The sequence below is a fragment of the Shewanella sp. 5_MG-2023 genome (assembly GCF_030547465.1).
Taxonomy (GTDB): Bacteria; Pseudomonadota; Gammaproteobacteria; order Enterobacterales; family Shewanellaceae; genus Shewanella.
This window is the reverse complement of record NZ_JAUORC010000011.1, coordinates 132565-155671: the sequence shown is the minus strand read 5'-3', so window position 1 is coordinate 155671 and position 23107 is coordinate 132565. Positions and strand designations below refer to the sequence as shown.

The 23107-nt window shown below is 42.4% G+C and carries 16 protein-coding genes and 1 tRNA gene; 9 read left to right on the top strand and 8 right to left on the bottom strand.

Annotated features, from left to right (window positions below; genetic code table 11):
• Nucleotides 1–598 precede the first annotated feature (598 nt).
• Nucleotides 599–1042: a DUF4124 domain-containing protein gene (locus Q4557_RS08540; protein WP_102439682.1), complete on the top strand. Its 444-nt coding sequence runs from the start codon at nucleotides 599–601 to the stop codon at nucleotides 1040–1042.
• 96 nt (nucleotides 1043–1138) lie between these two features.
• Here Q4557_RS08540 and Q4557_RS08535 read toward each other — a convergent pair whose 3' ends face one another.
• The 4 genes from Q4557_RS08535 to rluD form a co-directional block, all read right to left on the bottom strand.
• A complete protein-coding gene (locus Q4557_RS08535) occupies nucleotides 1139–1447 on the bottom strand; it encodes a hypothetical protein (protein ID WP_102439683.1) in 309 nt (102 codons plus the stop codon).
• A 260-nt stretch (nucleotides 1448–1707) separates the two neighbouring features.
• A complete protein-coding gene (clpB, locus tag Q4557_RS08530) occupies nucleotides 1708–4281 on the bottom strand; it encodes an ATP-dependent chaperone ClpB (RefSeq protein ID WP_102532215.1) in 2574 nt (857 codons plus the stop codon).
• 144 nt (nucleotides 4282–4425) lie between these two features.
• Nucleotides 4426–5160 (bottom strand): peptidoglycan editing factor PgeF, encoded by a 735-nt coding sequence (gene pgeF, locus Q4557_RS08525; RefSeq protein ID WP_102439685.1) that lies wholly within the window; start codon nucleotides 5158–5160, stop codon nucleotides 4426–4428.
• Nucleotides 5161–5198: 38 nt separating this feature from the next.
• Nucleotides 5199–6173 (bottom strand): 23S rRNA pseudouridine(1911/1915/1917) synthase RluD, encoded by a 975-nt coding sequence (rluD, locus tag Q4557_RS08520; protein ID WP_076540848.1) that lies wholly within the window; start codon nucleotides 6171–6173, stop codon nucleotides 5199–5201.
• Between the two features lie 125 nt (nucleotides 6174–6298).
• On the opposite strand from rluD, the gene Q4557_RS08515 reads away from it, so the two are divergent.
• The gene (locus tag Q4557_RS08515; protein WP_102439686.1) at nucleotides 6299–7063 is read left to right on the top strand and encodes an outer membrane protein assembly factor BamD; all 765 of its coding nucleotides are present in this window, start codon (nucleotides 6299–6301) and stop codon (nucleotides 7061–7063) included.
• 182 nt (nucleotides 7064–7245) lie between these two features.
• Nucleotides 7246–7321 (top strand) — tRNA-Phe (locus Q4557_RS08510).
• 280 nt (nucleotides 7322–7601) lie between these two features.
• Here the strand turns inward: Q4557_RS08510 and recJ are convergent.
• The 4 genes from recJ to brnQ form a co-directional block, all read right to left on the bottom strand.
• Entirely contained in the window at nucleotides 7602–9326 is a 1725-nt protein-coding gene (recJ, locus tag Q4557_RS08505) for a single-stranded-DNA-specific exonuclease RecJ (protein WP_102476940.1), read from the bottom strand.
• Nucleotides 9327–9482: 156 nt separating this feature from the next.
• Complete coding sequence (dsbC, locus tag Q4557_RS08500) at nucleotides 9483–10211, bottom strand: bifunctional protein-disulfide isomerase/oxidoreductase DsbC (RefSeq protein ID WP_102439688.1); 729 nt, start codon at nucleotides 10209–10211, stop codon at nucleotides 9483–9485.
• Between the two features lie 141 nt (nucleotides 10212–10352).
• Nucleotides 10353–11255, bottom strand: a complete 903-nt coding sequence (gene xerD / locus Q4557_RS08495; protein ID WP_102439689.1) for a site-specific tyrosine recombinase XerD — start codon at nucleotides 11253–11255, stop codon at nucleotides 10353–10355.
• A gap of 85 nt (nucleotides 11256–11340) precedes the next feature.
• Nucleotides 11341–12684 carry a branched-chain amino acid transport system II carrier protein gene (gene brnQ, locus Q4557_RS08490; RefSeq protein WP_303412070.1) on the bottom strand — a complete coding sequence of 448 codons (1344 nt, stop codon included), beginning with the start codon at nucleotides 12682–12684 and terminating at the stop codon, nucleotides 11341–11343.
• Nucleotides 12685–13132: 448 nt separating this feature from the next.
• Here brnQ and Q4557_RS08485 point away from each other — a divergent pair, with 448 nt between their 5' ends.
• From Q4557_RS08485 to Q4557_RS08460, 6 genes are all read left to right on the top strand, one after another.
• On the top strand, nucleotides 13133–13882 hold the full coding sequence (locus Q4557_RS08485; RefSeq protein ID WP_102476938.1) for a tRNA1(Val) (adenine(37)-N6)-methyltransferase: 750 nt from the start codon (nucleotides 13133–13135) through the stop codon (nucleotides 13880–13882).
• Nucleotides 13883–13963: 81 nt separating this feature from the next.
• Nucleotides 13964–15196: an ATP-dependent RNA helicase SrmB gene (gene srmB / locus Q4557_RS08480; RefSeq protein ID WP_303412068.1), complete on the top strand. Its 1233-nt coding sequence runs from the start codon at nucleotides 13964–13966 to the stop codon at nucleotides 15194–15196.
• A gap of 255 nt (nucleotides 15197–15451) precedes the next feature.
• Nucleotides 15452–16666 carry an efflux RND transporter periplasmic adaptor subunit gene (locus tag Q4557_RS08475; RefSeq protein WP_303412067.1) on the top strand — a complete coding sequence of 405 codons (1215 nt, stop codon included), beginning with the start codon at nucleotides 15452–15454 and terminating at the stop codon, nucleotides 16664–16666.
• Nucleotides 16667–16704: 38 nt separating this feature from the next.
• Nucleotides 16705–19845 (top strand): efflux RND transporter permease subunit, encoded by a 3141-nt coding sequence (locus tag Q4557_RS08470; RefSeq protein ID WP_303412086.1) that lies wholly within the window; start codon nucleotides 16705–16707, stop codon nucleotides 19843–19845.
• Nucleotides 19846–20002: 157 nt separating this feature from the next.
• On the top strand, nucleotides 20003–20662 hold the full coding sequence (locus Q4557_RS08465) for a TatD family nuclease-associated radical SAM protein (RefSeq protein ID WP_303412065.1): 660 nt from the start codon (nucleotides 20003–20005) through the stop codon (nucleotides 20660–20662).
• A gap of 168 nt (nucleotides 20663–20830) precedes the next feature.
• Nucleotides 20831–23065 carry a PAS domain-containing protein gene (locus tag Q4557_RS08460; RefSeq protein ID WP_102439694.1) on the top strand — a complete coding sequence of 745 codons (2235 nt, stop codon included), beginning with the start codon at nucleotides 20831–20833 and terminating at the stop codon, nucleotides 23063–23065.
• Nucleotides 23066–23107: the final 42 nt, after the last annotated feature.

Here is a 23107-nt window from a genome sequence, read left to right as displayed (position 1 = left end):
TTTTGATTGCTTCACTCTTTACGAGAAAGAATGAGCAATTTCGATTAACTCAACACCTGTGAGTGTCCACACAGATTTCTTGTTTGATTTGTTAAAGAGCGTTGCTAATTATGTAAGAAATAATCTTTCATATCAGCGGCCATTTGACGCTAGGTCGCTGGCTTAGGGATGCGTATTCTACACTTCCCGTTGTTGGCGTCAAGTCATTTTTAACGTTAATTTAAAATGCTTTTCAACCGGTTAATTATGAAGCTTTAAAAGCGTCTTAATTAACGCTAACACCTTGAGGCTATTGGCCTGTCGCCGTGTCAGTGGATGCGCATTATAGGCAAGTTAAGATTTAGCGCAAGGGCTTTTGGCATTTTTTATCTGCAACACAAACTGAATGCGCAAAAGCTAAACAATTCGTGGTTTTTATCACCTAAAACCACCCTATTTTGTTGTTGACTGCCAATTCTAGGCTGCTTGTTTACCTTCAATAGCTCAAGTATTGGAACTAAGTCTTCAATAAACTCGATAATAACTATTGGTTTTAAGGTTCAAATCGCCTATTTTATTTTTAATAAGGAAAGTTGGTATACACCATTTAGGAATATATATGCTTAGTTTACGTTTATTGTGTTTAATAGGCTGTTGTAGTTTGATACAAGTTGCCAATGCTACCGTGATTTATTCTTGGGTCGATGAGAAAGGGGTAAAGCATTATAGTCAACAGCCACCGAATGAAGTTAATTCTGAAAAACTCTATAGTGAAGACATTGAGCCTGCACAAGTGGGTTACTTACCTGTTATTGCTAATGCATCATCAAGTGCAAATAAACCATCGGATGCAGAAAAGAATGCCGAAACCATTAAGGCTAGAGATGCTGAACAAGCAGCGTCTATTTGTGAAAGCGCTAAACACAGCCTAAATGTATTAAATACTTATCAACGATTACACCGCAAAGATCCCACCACCGGTGAAGCCGTACAGGTAACCGAAGAAGAGAGACTTGCTCAAATTGAAACCAATGAAGAAAGAATAAAACTGTTTTGCCAGTAATATTGTATTAGCTACAATATTAAGCAATAGCATGACATTGTGATATTAAGGGGCCTATTGGCCCCTTTTGCTATAAGTTTTGTCGATTGGGCATGATTAATTGCCAACAGTGTACATTGATTTAAACTCGCCACCATTACAGGTTTGGGTACCTGAGCGCCAACCTTTTTCAAATGCATTTATCCCATTTAAGGTTTTATCTTTCATTCCGTCGAGTGATTCACTTGATGTGCTTTGCAATAGTGCACTTTGACAGCCACGGTTATAGCCATAATGATAAATACTGTCGTAATCAACATTACCAACCTTAATAACTGGGATTTCGCCATTGGTTTGGGGGGCAGAGCTACAGCCTGTTAGGGCTATTGCTATGAGTGCGCTACTTATTACAACTAATTTATTCATGCTATATCCTTTTGACTAAAATCACAGTGGTTGAGTTAAACAGTCTACTTTCAAGCTAGTTTATAAATTTGATACTCGCAAGATAGCTTGCCGACACTGGGTTTACGAATTCGTCAAAAGGGTTATTTATTTTGGATAGTTTCTATTAATCAGTCTCACCTCGCCAAAAACACAAAAGGGGCATAGTTAACTACTATGCCCCTTTAATTGCTTCACTCAATTGATTAGCCATGCACTAAGTTGATTAATGACGAAGTAGATTATTGGCTAAATGTTAGCAAACCATCTTTCACATCTACGTTGATTGCTTTACCTGGTAGTAAATCACCTTTTAGTAAGTGATTAGCTAATGGGTTTTCAACTTCCTGCTGCAAGGCACGCTTGAGTGGTCTTGCTCCATATATAGGATCAAATCCTGCTTCAGCAATTAATGCCAGTGCAGCTTTAGAGATCGTTAAGCTAAAGTCTTTTTCTGCTAAGCGCGCTTTTAAGTTCTCTAACTGGATTTCTGCGATATAGGCAATATGTTCAGCTGATAGTGGATGGAACACCACAGTTTCATCGATACGGTTTAAAAACTCAGGCCTAAAGCTTTGGGTAACGACTTCCATTACCGATGCCTTCATCTGAGCATAGTTTTGGGTTTCAAAACCTTGCTGGATAATGTCAGAGCCTAAATTTGAGGTCATGATAATAACGGTATTTCTAAAGTCGACCGTTCGGCCTTGGCCGTCAGTTAATCTACCATCGTCCAATACTTGCAGTAAGATATTGAATACATCAGGATGGGCTTTTTCAACTTCATCGAGCAAGATGACAGAATAAGGCTTACGACGAACGGCTTCTGTTAAGTAACCGCCCTCTTCATAGCCGACATAACCAGGAGGCGCACCCACCAGCCGTGACACGGTATGCTTTTCCATAAACTCTGACATATCGATACGCACCATGGAGGATTCAGTATCAAATAGGAATGTCGCTAATGATTTACATAGTTCGGTTTTACCCACACCAGTTGGGCCTAAAAAGAGGAAAGAACCTATAGGGCGGTTTGGATCAGCTAGACCTGCGCGGCTTCTACGAATCGCATTTGATACCGCTTCTATCGCTTCATTTTGACCAATCACTCTTTGATGTAGTGCGTCTTCCATTTGCAATAACTTGTCACGCTCACCTTCGAGCATTTTACTCACTGGTATACCGGTGGCTTTTGACAACACTTCTGCAATTTCAATATCGGTGACTTTATTGCGTAATAAGGTCATGTCTTGCATTTCAGCCTGAGAAGCTAAATCTAATTGCTTTTCAAGTTCAGGAATACGGCCATATTGCAGTTCAGACATTCGCGTTAAATCGCCTGCCCTTCTCGCCACGTCCATATCCATGCGCGATTGTTCTAAATCGGCTTTAATATGTTGAGTGCCAGCCAATGCGGCTTTTTCAGTGCGCCAAATTTCGTTTAGCTCGTTGGCTTTAATTTCAACTTGAGCAAGCTCAGCCTGTAAATCACTCAGACGTTTGCGACTGGCTTCATCTTCTTCTTTCGCTAGTGCTTGTTCTTCTAGCTTAAGTTGAATTGCGCGACGCTCTAACCTATCTAATGACTCTGGCTTTGAGTCAATTTGCATACGGATACTTGAGGCTGCTTCATCAATCAAATCGATAGCTTTATCAGGTAACTTTCTGTCAGAGACATAGCGGTGTGACATAGTGGCTGCGGCTACAATAGCAGGATCGGTAATTTCCACATGGTGATGCAGCTCATAGCGTTCTTTTAAACCCCGTAATATCGCAATGGTATCTATCACACTTGGCTCATCAACCAGCACTTTTTGGAAACGACGCTCAAGTGCGGCATCCTTTTCAATATACTGACGGTATTCATCAAGCGTGGTAGCGCCAACACAATGTAAATCGCCTCGAGCAAGAGCGGGTTTAAGCATATTACCTGCATCCATCGCCCCTTCGCCTTTACCTGCACCAACCATAGTGTGCAGCTCATCGATAAACAGGATGACTTGGCCTTCTTCTTGGGCTAACTCACTTAATACTGCTTTGAGGCGCTCTTCAAATTCACCGCGATATTTTGCGCCCGCAATTAACGAGCCCATATCAAGGGAAAGTACCCGTTTGTTTTTAATGCCTTCAGGTACTTCGCCATTGACAATCCGTTGAGCTAAGCCTTCAACGATGGCAGTTTTACCCACACCGGGCTCACCAATCAATACTGGATTGTTTTTACTACGGCGCTGCAGTACTTGGATGGTACGGCGAATTTCTTCGTCGCGGCCAATAACCGGATCTAATTTACCTTGCTCTGCTCGCTCAGTAAGATCGACGGTAAATTTCTTTAGCGCTTGGCGTTGATCTTCGGCATTGGGATCATCGACATTTTGTCCGCCACGGATTTGATCTATGGTCGACTCCAAGACTTCTTTGGTGGCACCCGCCGCTTTAAGGCTTTTAGCTAACAGGTCATTGCCTTCTAACGCCGCTAATACAAACAACTCTGACGAAATGTATTTGTCTTTTCGCTTTTGGGCTAATTTATCGCATAAGTTCAGCAAGCGGATCAGGGTTTGTGACAACTGAACATCACCACCGGTGCCTTGCACTTGCGATACTCGTTCCAGCTCTTGGCTAATTGACGAACGCAGTGCACTGACATTAATGCCCGCTTGGGTCAGTAATGGGTGAATTGAACCTGAATCTTGATTTAACAAAGCCATCATCAAATGAATAGGTTCAATAAACTGATGATCTCGTCCTAACGCCAGTGACTGTGCATCTGAAATGGCGATTTGAAACTTATTGGTCATACGATCGAGTCTCATACGGCCTCCTAAACAATTAATTTAAAAACGGGAATGTTTTTGATAAGTAAAATATGGGGGTGTTTATGGATTTTTCAATCTAATGAGGCGAATTTAAAAATAAACCGTTAGGTTAAATGATGTAGATCAAATCTAAAAAACAGATTAGGACTTAAGCCAGATAAGCGACGCCATGCGGCCAGTTTGTTGTTCGCGGCGATAAGAAAAGTAATCACTATCGCTAAAAGTGCAGCGATTAGCGCAATATATTTGGGGAATACCTAATAACGCCAGTCTCATTTGAGCTAAGCCCGCTAAATCTGCTAAATACTTTTCAGCTTGCGGTTTAAAGTAGTCAGTCGCTTGAGGATGCTTTTCGGTAAAATATTGAAGTACTTCTGCGCCAACTTCAAACGCACCTGGGCCAATTGCAGGACCTAAATAGGCGATGAGTTCAGTCGTTGGAGAGGAAAATTTGCTAACTGCGGCTTCAATTATGCCATCACATAAGCCACGCCAGCCGGCATGGACTGCAGCAACTTCAGTGCCCGCATTATTACATAGTAATACAGGAAGGCAATCTGCGGTCATAATCGCCAGTGCAGTATTGGGGGAGTTGGTATAACTACCATCGCCAATGAGAGGAGATGCAATATCAGCTGTCGTCAGTCTAGAGCAATCAATGATGTCAGTGCCATGCACTTGCTCAAGCCAAACAAGTGGCGACTGGATTGAATGCGCTGTTTGTAATAAAGCCCGATTGGCCATGACATCTGCTACAACATCCCCCACATGCAAGCCTAAATTCAGGCTGTCATAAGGTGGTTTGCTGACACCGCCATGACGATTTGTCATGGCGATAGCAACATTATCAGGTAATGGCCAACTGGCTTTAAACACAATCAATCCTTATGCCATCGCTTACGCAAGACTAACGCCTATAGGTATTCTATTGGATTTAGTTCTGTGTCTTCGCGCAATGCTTTGGTTAGCATCTTCATATCCTCAGGGATAGGAGCATGCCAAGTCATAATTTCTTGGGTAAACGGATGTGCAAGCTCCAAACGCACCGCATGTAACGCCTGACGCTCAAAGCCTTTTAAAAGTTCAAAAAACGCTTTGCTTGCTTTTTTAGGCGGACGTGGACGACCACCATAAACAGGATCACCAACTAGCACGTGGCCAATATAAGCCATATGAACACGAATTTGGTGAGTACGACCTGTTTCAAGACGCAGTCTTAAACGAGTATGGGCTCTAAATTTTTCAGCAACGCGATAATGAGTGACTGAAGGACGGCCCCCCATAATCACTGCCATTTGAGTACGACGAGTTTCATGGCGTTCAATAGGTTCATCAACCGTGCCACCAGCTGTCATAGTACCAATCACAATTGCTTCGTATTCACGCACGATATCACGGGCTTGAAGCGCCGCAACAAGGTGAGTTTGTGCTTCAACCGTTTTAGCCACCACCATTAAACCTGTGGTGTCTTTATCTAAACGATGCACAATACCAGCACGTGGTACATGTTCGATTTCAGGACAATGATGTAATAACGCATTTAATAATGTGCCATCAGCATTACCTGCACCAGGATGCACAACCAAGCCCGCTTGCTTGTTTACCACTAAAATATGGTCATCTTCGTAGACGATATCTAGTGGGATTTTCTGCGCTTTATCTTTAACTTCTTCTTCAAGCGTTGCTTCTACAGCAATTAACTGCGACTCTAGTACCTTCTCACGAGGTATATCGACGACAGTATCATCAACTGAAACTGCACCAGATAAAATCCATTCTTTGATGCGTGTACGGGAATAATCAGGGAACAATTCAGCCAAAGCTTGGTCTAATCTTAGACCCGTTTGACTTGCTGTGATTTCGCTTTTTAGATTAATCTCTTGTGTCATAGGAACCGTACCCCTTTTTTGGGGTCCAAAGTGAATGAACTATCTGTTACAATCGGATTGTTTTCTATTTTACAGTGAAATGGAAAAATTCTTAACAATAACTTATAAAAGAATTGAATTTACATATGCATAATTTTGCCAAAGGCGCCGCCCTAGTATTGTTTTCATTGACTTTAACGGCTTGTAGCACCTCTAAAGGTTTTGAAGAAGAAGTTGTCAGTAACAAGTCGCCAGAAGCACTTTATGCTCAGGCACGAACCTCAATGGAACTTGGGAACTACTCAAAAGCCGTTAGAACCCTAGAAGCGTTAGACTCGCGTTACCCGTTCGGCCCCCACAAAACTCAAGTCCAATTGGACATGATTTTTGCCTATTATAAGATGGATGATGTCGCATCAGGTATTGCTAACATTGACCGCTTTTTACGCTTAAACCCAACCCATCCAGATATTGATTATGTCTATTATATGCGTGGTTTGACTAATATGCAGGCTGATAATTATCTTTTTCACGATATGATGAATATTGACCGCACCGATCGCGATCCTAAAAATGCCCAAGATGCTTTTAAAGATTTTGATCGTTTAATCAAAAGCTACCCAGATAGTAAGTATGCAGCAGATGCACAACATCGTATGCAATACCTAAAAAACCGTTTAGCAAAATACTCAATCAAAGTAGCTGAGTATTATATTAAAATGGGCGCTTGGAGCGCTGCAGCGGTAAGAGCACAAACTGTGATGGAGCAATTCCCAGGAACACCATCAACTGAACATGCCCTTGAAATCATGGCTCAGGCTTACGAAGAATTAGGTCAAGAGCAGCTAAAGCAAAACGTGGTAACCGTGATGGCGGCAAATTTCCCGAATAATGAGTTAGTCAGTAACTAATGTTTAGCCTTACTGCTTAACAACGCTAGAATGCCTTCAATTTGAAGGCATTTTTTATTTATACGCCATGTAGAATAAAACATCACAAAAGGTACAAAAGATATGCAGTTGACACATTTTCAGCTTAAATGCTAAAAAAACGGTTGACTCAAACGGCTTAAAACCTTAAATTGCATCCCGTCGCCCGAATAGCTCAGTCGGTAGAGCAGAGGATTGAAAATCCTCGTGTCCCTGGTTCGATTCCGGGTTCGGGCACCATATTTAGATTTGGTGGCTAACGCGACCAAATAACAAAAAAGCCTCGCAATGCGAGGCTTTTTTGTTTCTGTCATTTATCATTCATGCGGTAACCATTGCATCAATAAAGCGCCTTAACGACTTTGAGTCAGTACTCTGACTCATTTACTAGCTCCTTGTACTAGCCTCTTGAGCAAGCACACCTGAGTAATACCAGCTCATTAAAGCGCAACTTATTAGCGCCGCAGCTAACTAACACAAAGTCACCCTTGGCTTAAGTTAACCTCACAGACAATACCCATTAAGCTGGCTCAATGTAATCCACCAGCATTTGTACGGTTTGATTACCTCTAAACTCATTCACATCCAGTTTATAAGCCACACGAGCATGTTTTATGCTTGCATCAGGCCAAGTGGTTAAATCAACATTAAATGCAATCGCATCCATCATTACAGCGCCACACTGAGACTCTAACACCAGCTTTAGGTGCTTTTCACCGACAATGCGCTGTTGAATGACACTGAAATAACCATCAAATAATGGCTCTTCAAATGCTTGCCCCCATGGGCCTGCATCTCTTAACAAATAGGCAGTATCGAGGTTCATCAGCGCGACTGGCAATTCACCATCAGATAAAATCTCACCGGTAAGCTGCTCAGGTTTTAATATCTCGCGCACCGCTTTGTCATAGGCTTGTTCAAACTCGCTAAAGGCATCAGCTTTTAGGGATAGTCCTGCTGCCATCGCATGTCCGCCAAACTTAAGGATCATCCCAGGGTGACGGCTATTAATTAGCTCCAATAAGTCACGCATGTGTAAGCCCTTAATCGAGCGAGCGGAGCCTTTAATCTCACCGTTACCCGCATCGGCAAAAGCAATCACGGGGCGATGATATTTATCTTTAATGCGTGATGCTAAAATACCAATCACGCCCTGATGCCAATCTTCTTGAAAAATGGCTAATCCCCAAGGTAATTTAGTTTCATCCAAGCTGAGTTTTTGTAAGCTTTTTAGGGCTTCTTGCTGCATACCGGTTTCTAATTCGCGGCGCTCAGCATTCAGACCATCAAGCTCACCTGCCATGCGTCTGGCGAGCATCATATCTTCACAAAGTAGGGTTTCGACCCCTAAGGCCATTTCATCTAAGCGTCCTGCGGCATTAAGTCTTGGGCCTACTGCAAAACCAAAATCTGATGCGACAATGCGCTGCGGGTTTCGCTTAGCGACTTCAAGCAGAGCTGTGATCCCAACACGGCAGCGACCACTACGTACTCTTTGTAAGCCAGCTTGCACTAAAATGCGGTTATTACTATCAAGGGAAACCACATCAGCCACAGTCCCCAGTGCAACAATGTCCAATAAACTGCCTAAGTTCGGCTCGGCTAATTGATTAAGCTGATACCAATCGCGGGCGCGTAATTCACTGCGCAGTACAGACATCAAATAAAATGCCACGCCCACACCTGCAATAGATTTACTGGCAAACTCACAGCCAGCTTGATTTGGATTAACAATGGCATCGGCTATGGGCAATGATTTACCCGGTAGATGGTGATCTGTCACCACTACGGTCATCCCCAGCGCTTTAGCCGCTGCTACGCCTTCTATGGATGAAATACCATTATCTACGGTAATTAATACCTCAGCGCCTTTTGACTGCGCCACAGCTACAATTTCTGGGCTTAAGCCATAGCCATAATCAAATCGATTAGGAATAAGATAATCCACATGCTGAGCACCCATCATCCGTAATGCCAACAAACACACACTGGTTGAGGTAGCGCCATCTGCGTCAAAGTCGCCCACAATCAAAATGGACTTTTTCGCCATAATAGCATCGGCAATAATACGCGCAGCTTCAGCCAAGCCCATCATAGAATCTGGGCGTAATAGCTTTGAAAGACTCAGATCACAGCCCAAAAGGTCGACGCCTCGACGGGCATACAATTGCTTTAAAATAGCAGGAATACTAGCTGGTAAATGACTATCGTCTACTAGAGGTCGGCGAACAATTTTATGGGCCACAAAAACACCTTAAGAAAATATCGAATTATGAAGTGGGAATGAATCATTGCAACTGAATTTACCATAACAAAAAAGGCGAGCTTTGGGCTCACCTTTTGTTATAAATTAACGTCTTTTAACGCGCTTTAGCGGCTAAATCCGTTAACTCACTGTAGATTAAAGATTGGTTTTAATGGTATTTAATAATGCTTCAGGCGGTTGATAGCCTGGTACTAATACGCCATTTTCTAACACAATTGCTGGGGTACCGTTAATACCAAATGAGCCACCTAAGCGGTATTGACCTTCGATATTAGCATCACATTTTGCCGCTTTTACATTACGACCAGTTTTGGCATCGGTCATCGCTTGTAGTGGATCTTTAGCACACCACACAGCTTCCATTTCATCGGCATTCGCTGACGGAATACCCGCACGAGGATAAGCTAAATATCTTACGGTAATTCCTAAATCGTTATAGCCATCCATTTGCTGATGCAACTTACGACAATAGCCACAATCAACATCGGTAAAAATAGTCACCACATGTTTTTCATTTTTGGCTTTATAAACCAACATATCCTTTTCAAAAGGTTTTAACATATCAATGCGAGGGCCTGCTAGTGCTGCCTCGGTTAAGTTTTTCATGCCCTTTTGTAAATCATACATATTACCGTGAAGTAACTTACTGCCATCTGGAGACACATATAGCAGACCACGGTCAGTAAGCGCTTGATAAAGACCATCAATTGGCGATGCCTCAATGCTCAAAACATTCACACCTAAGGTATCTGAAACTTGTTTTTTGAGTTCTGCTTCATTAGGGATATCAGAGGCAGAAGCGGCATGTAATAACGGGGCTACTGCAAGCGTTATAGCTAAAGAGAATGCTTTGGTTAACTTCATTTAAAATCCTATTTGGTCAATCTGTATTAGTCTACTCACTATATAGACCCGCTCATCAGCGCAAAAGTTACAGACAATATTTCATGAAAGCAACTACACAGCGCTCATTTTGTGTAAGCAATAATAAACATTCATTTTGCACTAACCTCTTGGATGGTGCTCACTATGCAACTGTTGCAGCCTCGCTTTAGCTACATGGGTGTAAATTTGCGTAGTCGATAAATCACTGTGGCCCAGTAGCAACTGCACTACCCGTAAGTCTGCGCCGTGATTTAATAAATGGGTCGCAAAAGCATGGCGCAAAGTGTGGGGCGACAAATGGCTGTGTATTCCTGCCCGTAACGCATATAGCTTAATTCGGTGCCAAAAGGTCTGCCTTGTCATCATTTGACCGCGCTTTGATGGAAACAGTACATCACTTTGCTTATTACCCAGTAGCTCAGCTCTTGCCGCAACAAGGTATTGATCTACTTCTGTCACCGCTAACTCACCTAAGGGAACTAAGCGCTCTTTACCGCCCTTACCGACAATTCTCACTAAGCCTTGGCGTAAGCTTATTTGCTCAAGGGTTAAGCTAACCAGTTCGGTTACCCGCAACCCAGTGGCATAAAGTAACTCCAACATGGCTTTATCTCGGCACTCTAGCGGATCATCAACATTGGGCTCATCCAGTAAGCTGTTTATTTGGGCTTCACTGAGTGCCTCGGGTAATTGCCTAACTAATTGAGGGGACTCAACCAGCGCGGTGGGATCAACAGCTATCTGCTCATTAACCAACAAATAACCATACAAACGCCGCAAGCTACTCAATAACCGCGCAGTACTGCTTTTTGCAAAATTTTGTTCCACTCGAAAGGCTAAGTAATCGCGGATCAGCAACTGATCGACATTAATCAACTGGCGTTTTTTCGTTAGCACAAAACGTTCAAAATGGCGTAGATCAGTACGATAGGAAGCCAGTGTATTGTCACTAAGTCCTTTCGTAGACCAAAGGTCATCTAAAAATGCATCGATAATGGGATCGGCTTGATACTTATCTGTCACATGAATTCCTAAAAAAACGGCGTTATTTCAAGATGAAATAACGCCGTTAGTGTAACTAAAGTTAGCTTAGTTTGACAAAGGTTACCTAGCTTGCAGCTAAAGCTTGATCCTTGGCAGGAACAAATAAACAAGCAATAATCGCAAGCCCTACTGGTAATAACCATGCCATGCCTTCAGCATGAAGTGGCATAAAGCTTAGGAAACTTGTATCTACGCCAGCAACTTGAAGACCATCAAAAATACCAAAGAACAAAGCAACAGATAACACTAAACGATGTGAAAATTCAGGACGAGGGAAACGCTCAGTTAAGAAAGTAATCGCTACCAATGCAATTGCCACTGGGTAAATAGTCATTAACACAGGAATACTGATGTTAATTAACTGCGTTAAGCCCACATTGGCAACCGTGGCACAAACCAAACTGAAGAAAATCACAAACGCTTTGTATGAGATCTTAGGCAATAGCTCATTGAAAAACTCTGAACAGGCGGTAATTAACCCAACTGCAGTTGTTAAACAGGCAATGCTCACTACCGTTGCTAATAAGATAGTCCCCATAGTGCCAAACTCATGAGTCACATAGTTTGTTAGAATTTGGCCACCATTTTCAGCGCCCAAAGCAATATCACCAGCGGTAGCGCCTAAATAGAATAATGACACATAAACAAAAGCTAAACCCGATGCAGCAATGATAGCAGCGCGTACTAAATAGCGAGTTTGCGCTTTTGAATCAGTGATGCCTTTTTTACGCAAAATATCAATGATTAACATACCGAAAATCAATGATGCTAGCGTATCCATAGTGTTGTACCCCTCTAAAATACCTTTAGAAAGTGGACTATTAATGTAATCACCGCTTGCAGCTTGAATTGCAGCGCTAGGGGTAATGATCACAGATAATGCTAAACCGACTAATAGGAAAATAAGAATAGGGGTTAATACTTTACCAACGCTGTCTAATAATTTACCTGGGAATAACGACAACAACATCGCAATGGCAAAAAAGCCAATGGTATAAAACAATTGTGCTTTATTAAGTGACAGTGCACCAAGTTGGATGATTGCATCGGCATTATCTAAAAATGGACGAGCACCAATTTCAAAAGCCACCAAGCCTGTACGCGGAGCAGCAAAGGCTGGGCCGATAATAATATAGATAGAAATCGCTAAAGCAGTTGCCGCAAATGCCGGTAACATCGCCATGACCTTACCATTTGCTTTTGCAATCGCAATAAGTCCAGCAAGGGGTAAACCCACGGCAGTAATAAGAAAGCCTAACATTGCTAGTGTCATGTTCTCACCAGCTAACATACCTGCAAACGGTGGAAAAATTAGGTTACCAGCACCTAAGAAAAATGCGAACGTCATAAAGCCTAAGCCTATCGTATCGCCAATACTCATATTATTGTTTTGCACACATTGCCCCATCTTGTTGTTTTGTTTTTTTACAAACTTAAGGGAATAGTCAACAATTAGCTATCGCTAATCTAACCTCCCGACAAACCTGTAAACTTTAAATTACACTTAAGCTCACTAAAATCACTGCAATATTGCTGATAAATTCAGCGTATTTTCGTAATACCTATGCCGATTTGTGAAGCTGATTTCATTTTTCCCATTTAAACCGCAATAATGTGCTCAAACGGGTAGGAACTAATAGCAAATAGCACTTAGATACACAAGCGCAAAACCCGCATAAAGCAAAAACAACCATCATCTGAAAACAAGCTTAAAAACAGCCAAACATTAGCGCTACAATAACAACACAAGCACCGAAGCTGCCAGTGTATTAGCAACAATAAATCAACCTACTATCCGTTTGGGAAAAATTGCAAAAACAGTTACCATAATCGGCCATTTCTCAATCTATAGTCCTATGCCTTTTAGTTTCAAACAATTTCATATTGATGATAGCCGCTGCGGTATGCCCGTCAGTACAGATGGGGTGATGTTAGGCGCTTGGGCTAATATCGAACATAGCCGAACGATTTTGGATATCGGTGCAGGTAGTGGATTACTGACCTTGATGGCAGCCCAGCGAGCCCATCAACAAGCAAGCTCAGCGATTAAAATTGTCGCTGTTGAGCTCGATGATTTAGCCGCTCAAGATTGTTTACACAATATCGCCAATTGCCCTTGGGCTGAGATGATTGAGTTACACCATGGGGCAATACAAGACTTTAGTGCCCAGCACTTAGTTCAGTATAAAGCTAAGCTAAGCCCATTATTTGATAGCATCATTTGTAACCCGCCCTACTTTGATAATGGGCCGCAATCAAAGCTGCAGCAGCGAGCAACCGCGAGACATACCGATAGCTTAAGCTTTAGCGAGTTACTGAAACATATTGAGTTATTATTGGCGCCACATGGCGCGGCGAGCTTGATTCTTCCAATTGAAAGTGAAACGCGCTTTACCGGCGCATTAACACAAACCTCTTTGGCCATATCTAAGCGCGTCAGCGTTTCAACGGTTAGCAAAAAGCCACCAAGACGATTACTGCTTGAGCTTAAGCATCAAGCAAAGATTGAAAGCACCGAGCACTCAAGTTTGGTGATAAGCGATCCCAGCGGTCAATATAGTCAGCAAATGATCGCCCTTTGTCGTGAGTTCTATCTAAAACTTTAAGCTTTGTATAGATATCGCTCTCGCTGAGTTGCGCTTCTTAGGTTATAATGCTCGGCTATCAATCAGTGAGACCTACAGCGCATGCTATTTGAAGATTTTGACCTAGATCCAATGCTTTTAGATTCATTAAAGGCCATGGGACATATGAGCCCGACCACAGTTCAACAACAAACATTGCCAATGGCGATGGAACAACGGGATATTTTAGCTAAAGCGCCAACAGGTACCGGTAAAACGGCCAGCTTTTTGCTGCCAGCATTACAACACTTGATTGATTTCCCAAGACGATTCAATGGTCAAGCCCGTGTGTTAGTCCTAACCCCAACACGTGAGCTTGCTAGCCAAATTCATCGTTACGCTTGCCACCTTGCCACCGATTTAGATCTCGATATTGGTATTATCACCGGTGGTGTGCCATACGGCCCCCAAGAAGAACAACTTGAAGACAATGTCGATTTATTGATTGCCACTCCCGGTCGCCTAGTTGAATATCTTGATAAAGGCCAGTTTGAAGCAACAGAAGTTGAAATCCTGATCATTGATGAAGCTGACCGTATGTTAGATATGGGATTCTCGTCAGTGGTAGAAACTATCGCCATTGAGGCCCAAGGCCGTAAGCAGAATATGTTATTTTCTGCCACCCTTGAAGGCAGCGGTGTATCGCGCTTCGCGCAAGTGCTATTGAATGACCCGGTCACGATTGACGTTGACTCACCTCGCAGTGAAAAAGCCAAAATTCACCAATGGGCTCACCTTGCCGATAATCAAGCCCATAAGTTTGCCTTGCTATGCAACATTCTTCAGCAAGAGTCAGTTAAGCGCACTATCGTATTCGTAAAAACCCGTGAGATTGTAGCAAGCCTTGAAGGCCAGCTGCTTAAAGCCGGAATTCCTTGCGCTTTCTTACGTGGTGATATGGAGCAGAAAAAGCGCTTCCAAGCCTTAAGTAAATTCAGTAAAGGCGAAGTCAATATCTTGCTGGCAACCGATGTTGCAGCCCGTGGTATTGATATTGAAGGTATCACCCACGTGATTAACTTTGATATGCCTCGCTCAGCCGACGCCTATGTTCACCGTATTGGACGTACTGCACGCGCAGGCGCGAAAGGCACGGCAATTTCATTAATTGAAGCCCATGATATGCGCATCGTTAATAAAATTGAGCGCTATATTGAGCAGCCACTAAAACGTCGTTACATCGACGGTTTACGACCAACGCACAAAGAAGCGAAAGTGCCTGGCAAGAAAAAAGACAAAGTGAAAATCGCTGCGAAGAAAAAATCTAAAAAAGCAAAAGCGAAAAAGAAAAAGTAAGCCTTTCTCTCGCGATTAAAAAACTGTTTAAGCCCTGAATCAATATAATGCTTCAGGGCTTTTTTTTATCTAAAAATCAGTTTTATAGTGTAAAACCCTAAATAAAGATGAAAAAATCTTATGAAACATTTAATTTACATCTATCGCTTTAGCTCGCTGACGAACTCTGCTAATTTAGCGGGTATAAGACTCTAAAAGTCATGAAAAAAATAGAGTTACTCTCTGATGTAATATTTTGTATGGATACAGTTACCAATGAAACGAATCTTAAGAATCCTATCGCCTTTATTTATCCTGATCATTTTCGCAGGCTTAGCTTTTGTGCTGATAAGTACCAAAGAAGCTCCTGAGCAAAAACAAGAACAAGCTAAAATTGCTATTGTTGATGTCATTGACGTCGAGCTACAAACAGTCTCGTTAAATCTGCCTTCGTATGGTGTTGTCAGCCCTAAATACAAAACCCAGTTAGTCACCGAAGTACAAGGCCGTTTAGTTAGCCTAGATCCAAGTTTTGTCGCCGGCGGTATAGTCAAACAAGGTCAAGCTTTAGCACAAATTGAACCTTCAGATTATGAAGCTGATTTTATCCAAGCAGAAGCTAGCCTTGCCCAAGCCTATGCAGCGCTTAATGAAGAAGTCGCCCGTGGTGAAGTCGCTAAAATTGAATTTAAAGATTTTGATGATGGCCTACCGCCAGAATTAGGCCTGCGTATACCGCAACTGAAAAAAGAACAAGCCAATGTCAAATACGCTAAAGCCGCACTTGCCCGTGCTCAGCGAAATTTAGAGCGCACAGTGATAAGAGCCCCATTTGATGGCCTCATTAAAGCGCGTAACGTCGATTTAGGCCAATATGTCTCTTTAGGGACAAATTTAGGTGAGCTATACGATATCAGCATTGCTGAAGTTCGCTTACCACTGAGCAACAATGATTTAGCTTACTTAGAGTCGGTGGATAACCCTGATACCTCAGTCACTTTAAGCGCTTCTTTGGCGGGTAATTCATTTACTTGGCAAGGTAATATTGTCCGCAGTGAAAACGTCATTGATGAGCAAAACCGTATGGTTTACTTAGTCGCAGAAGTTAAAGATCCTTACCTAAGACAGCAGCGCGGCGAAAATGAACTCCCACTTAAATATGGCAGCTTTGTGACTGCCGTTATCACTGGTCGCACTGTCGATGGCATAGTGAAGCTACCCCGCTATGTGGTAAGAGACAATCAAGTTGCCATTGTTAAAGACGACAATACCATTGAAATACGCCCAGTTAATATCGTGCGCACCGATATTGAACATGTCTATATTAAGGGTAGCCTGAAAAGTGGTGAGCGCGTATCGATCACCGATATCAATAATATGACCTCAGGCCAGAAAGTGAAATTGTTAGGTGAAGAAGCTGACGCGCCAGATGAGGAACTAGAAGCGCCAGCAGAAAACAGTGATGAAATAACCATAGCAGGTGATCTGTAATGGATAACACTAATTCAAACTCAGCCTCCGATAACGATATCGATTACAACAAAGGCATTATTGCTTGGTTTGCTCGCAATAGTGTTGCCGCTAACTTACTTATGGCAGCCCTGCTCATTGGTGGTTTATTCAGCGCCAAATTAATTAATAAGGAAGTTTTCCCTAGCTTTGAACTTAATTTGCTGACGATCTCAGTAGCCTACCCTGGCGCTGCACCTCAAGAGATTGAGGAAGGGATTAATATTAAAATCGAAGAGGCCATTCAAGATATTAATGGTATTACCAAGGTCACCTCAGTTGCCAGTGATAGCGTAGGAACAGTCACCATTGAGGTTGAAGACGGTTATGATGTTCAGCAAGTTTTAGATGAGGCTAAGCTGCGTATCGATGCGATTTCAACCTTTCCTGACAACATAGAAAAGCCGAATATTTTCCAAATAAAACCTGAAAACAATGTCATCTGGGTCTCTGTCTATGGCGACTTAAGTCTCCATGAGATGAAAGAAATGGCTAAAAGCATCCGTGATGATATTACCGATTTACCTGCTGTCACACGTGCCCAAGTTAATGGCGTGCTAGATTATGAAATAGGCATTGAGTTATCAGAAGATAAGCTGCGTGAATATGAAATAACCTTCACTCAAGTCGCACAAGCGGTACAAAACTCTTCGATAGATTTACCCGGTGGCTCAATTAGAGCCCTAGATGGTGATATCTTGCTGCGCACTAAAGGCCAGGCCTATACTGGAGCCGACTTTGCCAACATTGTGGTTTCCACCCGCCCAGATGGCAGCCGTATCATGCTACCCGATGTTGCCACCATTAAAGATGGTTTCGAAGAGCGCATTGAATACACCCGCTTTAATGGTAAACCTGCCGCGATTATTGAAATCACCAGCATTGACGATCAAAACGCGCTGACGATTTCAGAGCAAGTTAAAAGCTATATCGCCGATAAGAAAACCACCCTACCCGCCAATGTCGAGCTAGATACCTGGGGAGATTTAACCCATTACCTTGAAGGCCGCTTAAACATGATGTTATCAAACATGTTTTATGGTGCATTATTGGTGTTTATGATCTTAGCCTTGTTTCTCGACTTGAAACTGGCATTTTGGGTTATGGTCGGCTTACCCGTGTGTTTTCTTGGCACTTTATTATTGATGCCATTAGAGCCCTTTAACATGTCAATCAACATGTTAACCCTATTCGCCTTTATTCTGGTGTTGGGGATCGTGGTGGATGACGCCATTGTCATCGGCGAAAGTGCCTACACAGAAGTAGAAAACAACGGTCACTCCTTAGAGAATGTCATTAAAGGGGTGCAAAAGGTCGCCATGCCCGCAACCTTCGGCGTACTCACCACAATTGCCGCCTTTATACCGATGATCATGGTGTCAGGACCTATGGGGATAATTTGGAAGTCCATCGGTATGGTGGTGATCCTAGCGTTAGCGTTTTCACTTATCGAATCAAAATTGATTTTACCGGCGCATTTAGCTCATATGAAAGTGAAGAAAAAGCGCCCGCCAACTAACATATTCTCAAAATTTAAACTGTGGATTAATGAGAAGCTGCAATACTTTATTCACAACAATTATCGCAACTTTTTAGGTACTTGTATTAAAAATCGCTACAACGTTGTGGCGGTGTTTGTCGGGGTACTGATTTTATCTATCGCACTGGTTGCCAGTGGCAAAGTTCGTTGGGTATTTTTCCCTGATATTCCGTCGGACTTTATTCAAGTCAACCTTGAGATGGAAGAAGGCAGCTCCGAGCTCAATACCTTATATGTGGTACAGCAAGTTGAAGAAGCGCTGTACGCCATGAATGAAAAGTTTGTCGAAGAGACTGGCTCTGACGTGTTAAAGCACAGCTTTATCGCGATAAATTCCAGTAGCTCTGGGTTTATCTTTGCTGAGCTGTCAAAAGGTGAAGATCGTGAAATTGACGGTGTCACAATAGCTGAAGAGTGGCGTAAACAGCTACCTGAATTATTATCAGTGAAAAAGCTTAATATTTCTGCCAGTACCAATGATGCCGGCGGCGATATTTCGTTTAGATTAACCTCAAGTAACTTAGAGCAACTAGCCCAAGCCTCAAAAGAGTTAAAAGCCAAACTTGCCACCTATGAAGGTGTGTTCGATATCTCGGATAACTTTTCATCTGGTAGCCAAGAGATCAGACTCAACATTCGCCCAGAAGCCGAAGCACTAGGGTTAACCCTGTCAGATCTAGCCCGTCAGGTGCGTTATGGCTTTTATGGTTATGAAGCCCAGCGAATTCTTCGTAACAAAGAAGAGATCAAAGTGATGGTGCGCTACCCATTAGAGCAGCGCCGCACCATTGGTCACCTTGAAAACATGTTAATTCGCACCCCACAAGGTGTTGCTGTGCCTTTTTCAACGGTGGCAGATATTGAGCTAGGTGAATCCTTTGCATCAATTACTCGTGTTGATGGTCGCCGAGCGATTACCATTAGCGCTAATGTGAACAAAAACACCGTTGAGCCATCAAAAGTGGTTGGTGAAATCCAAGAAGAATTTATACCGCAATTGACTGAGCGCTACAAAGAGGTCAACGCCGCATTAGATGGTGGCAGTCAAGATGAACAAGATGCCATGCTGGGCCTTTTGCAAGGGTTCTTTTTTGCCATGTTTACCATATATGCTTTGATGGCGATTCCATTAAAGTCATATAGCCAGCCATTAATCATTATGTCGGTGATCCCATTTGGCATGATTGGCGCTTTGGTGGGTCACTTCATTCTTGGGATATCCATGAGTGTATTAAGCCTTTGTGGCATTGTTGCCTTGGCTGGGGTTGTGGTCAATGACTCACTGATTTTGGTGGACTTTGTTAACCGCGCCCGCCGCAAAGGCTTCTCGTTAATGGAGTCAGCCATCGACTCGGGCTGTTATCGCTTCAGAGCAATAATCTTAACCTCAATGACGACCTTTGTTGGCTTAGTACCTATTTTGTTAGAAAAAAGCCTGCAAGCTAAAATCGTCATTCCGATGGCAACATCATTAGCCTTTGGTATTTTGTTTTCCACTGTAGTAACGCTGATTTTAGTGCCTGTACTGTACATCATTTTAGATGATGTGAAGCAGTTAACGCGGCGGATATTTAACTGGTGGTGGCAGCCGAAAAAAGAAGACGATGAAGCTTATTATTAGCGCCTAGTCCAAGTACATTAACAAGGGAGCTTAGCTCCCTTTTTTATGCCTAAAGCTCATGAAATTGGCGCTTTAGCCAATAATGCGAACTCACAAACAGATATCAATATTGGCTTAGGTTAATATCATTTAATCACACTGCAATAATGATATTCAGATGAAGCCTGAAACCACAATGTCAAAAACGAATACTACAGCAACGGCGACAAATGATACCGCAGCCAACACCTTAGTCTATGATATTCGCGGCAGTCGCTACCTTAATATTACTGGTCGCTGCACCTTAAGATGCCAGTTTTGCCCCAAACATAATGACTCAAAACAAGTTCATCAATATGAATTATCTCTTGATAGGCAAGTGAAGCCTGACGATATTATTCCTTTATTAGGCAATGCTGCTGACTTTGATGAGTATGTTTTTTGCGGTTATGGCGAGCCAACCTTAAACCTTGAGACCTTATTAGTGGTCGCTACGCAGCTTAAAAAATCAGGTGCGAAAGTGCGTTTAAATACCGATGGCTTAGCTAACCTTTTCCATCGGCGCAATATATTACCTGAGTTAGCATCTTGTATTGATAGCTTGTCAATATCGCTCAATGCCGATACTGAAGCCCTGTATATTCAGCATTGTCAGCCCAAATTGAAACACGCATTTGCTGCTGTACTCAGCTTTATCGAAATGGCGCCCACTTTTATAAGTGATGTACATGTGTCGGCAATCAATGGCCTTGAAGGGGTTGATATTGCCCGTTGTAAAATATTAGTTGAGCAACGAGGCGCAACCTTTAAATGTCGTCAACTGGATATTGTTGGCTAACTAAACCAAGAGGCTTCTGGATTAAGCTTTATTATTGGCTCCACTTGCCCTTATGGTAACTTTTACCTTTGAACAAAAAATTACTGAAAAACTCAGTCTCTAAGGTCAACCTTATGGGGCATTCGTGCTAACATTCACTTACCGGGACTGTTAAAAATAAGTAAGTGAATGTTTAAGAGATATACTAATAAAAACGTCTCAAAGTCTGTTTTAATCTCCACCCAAGATATTCAATGGGCGCGACAACATGTATTAGCGCTGTCTAGTCAATTATTGGTTATGCTGTTAAGTATTGTCATTTTGACTGTGCTACTGCTTAAGTTAGGCGAAAGGCGCCTACAAGAAGATTGGGCAGATAAGCGTTATAGTGAAATACAAACAGTAGGCACCCTCGCATCGGATAAAATTAACTTCCTTCAATTTCGCACCCAAGCTTTCGCGAAAGCAGAGCTTGTGAAACAATATTTAGCCAATCCATCTGAGGCGCAACGTCATAAGCTAGAAGAAAACTGGGACATATTGCTTAACAATATTCCTGAGTTATTAGGTTTAACCCTGTTTGATCCCCAAGGTAATCCACGCATAAGCTCAACAGATGCTTTTAGTAACGTCACTATCCCTGAATTTATTCTAGAAGCTTCCAATACAATGGGAGGCAATGACACTTACTACTCCAATATTCAATTTGTGCCAATAAATGGCAAGTTAACCCCTTATGTTTACCAGTTGGCATGGATTGAAAATAACGACCAAAGTATTCGCGGTTACTTAGTGACCTACAACTCGGTTTCTGAAATACTCGAATCCATCAAACCGGCATTTTTTAACCATAACTCGCCATTACTGCTTATTGGCTCTAAAGGCGTGCTCTATGCGGGCGGTAATCAGCAGTTTCCCATGAAAAGACTACCTAATACATTGGGCAGCAGTATTATTCAGTCATACCCAGAATTATGGCAACACATGGCCAACACCCATTTTGGTCAATTTCATACTGACAGTGGCACTTTTGTGTTTTTAAAGGTTGAAGTAGCACCTCAAGATGCAGAGGTAAGAGAATACTATCTACTGTCTTATATTCGCCATGAGGATATCGCTGCAAAGTTTGATCACTGGCGCTATATGTTAATTTGCTTCTCTTTGATCATTACCGCGTTAGCCTCCAGTTTATTGGTGTTAAAGCATCGCTTCTATTTAGAAAGCACCGCCAATAGCAATAGTATTAATTTAGCCAGTGTATTATTTAACAGTAATCAAAATTGCTTAATAGTGAATACTAGCGGTCGCATCATCAAAGCCAATTTACAAGCAGCTAATACCCTATCAACCAGTATTGAATCACTGTTTGAGCGCAGTTTACAGCGCGTATTGTCATTAGAAGATGAGCAATATAAACAGCTCACTGAAGCCATGCGTGACAATGTCACTTGGAAGCAGGTGGTCAATTTAAATAATGACAACTGCACTATTTCACTATGTTGTCAGCCCAGCTATAAAAATAAACACAGTGAGCAATACTGGCTGGTGACCTTTGAAAACATCACCGAACTTACCCAAGCAAAGCATCAAGCATACCGTTACCAGTTATTATCTGAGAGCGCTGTAGCCACGGCATTAACGGATTCCAGCGGTCAATTACTCAAATATAACCTTAAATTTAAAAACTTAATGGCCCTCGCTGCTGACAGCAATGTCAATATCTTAAGCCTGTTAGGTAAAGACATCACCAAACAATGGGCCGATATCAATAGCCGCATCAGCTTGCAAGGGAAATGGAAGGGCCAAGTAATCGCCAGCAGTGAAACCCCTTTTGCCACTAGCTTAAAAGCCAATATTCGCTCGGAGCATTCTGTCGACGGTGAACACGAGTATTTTATCTGTACTTTTGAAAATCTATTGCCGCAAACAGCGCTAAAACAATTACCTAATCAACAAACGCCACTGAGTTCAATGGTATTGCAGCTTTCAGAATTAGAACTACATTTTAATACCCTAACAGAGTCTAGCCGTGAACAAACCTGCTTATTGATCATGGACATTAACCCTGAGGGGCTCATAAGTCACATCAGTGATATAGACCATTTAGAGCAACGCCAAAAAGACATTGAAATGCAGTTACTCATCGATTTACCCACAGGCTTTCAAATCGCCCATTGGCGTCTAGGCTCTTTGGTGATATTGCTGCCACTAAGTGATTCCGTTCAAGCACACAAATACGCCATGAGCATTATGGATAGATTGGAGCAAAATGAATTAAATGAAGGGATTAATATCGGTATTTCTGGGTATCTAGAGCAGCAGTCTTTTGAACATTATCTCAGTAATGCAGAGGTAGCATTAAGGCGTGCAAAGCAAACCGGTAACCAAAATATTTGCCAAGCCTTTACCCGTAAGGCTCGCTAATCATAGCCAGCCTTATATCATCACTACAGCTAAAGTCTAATT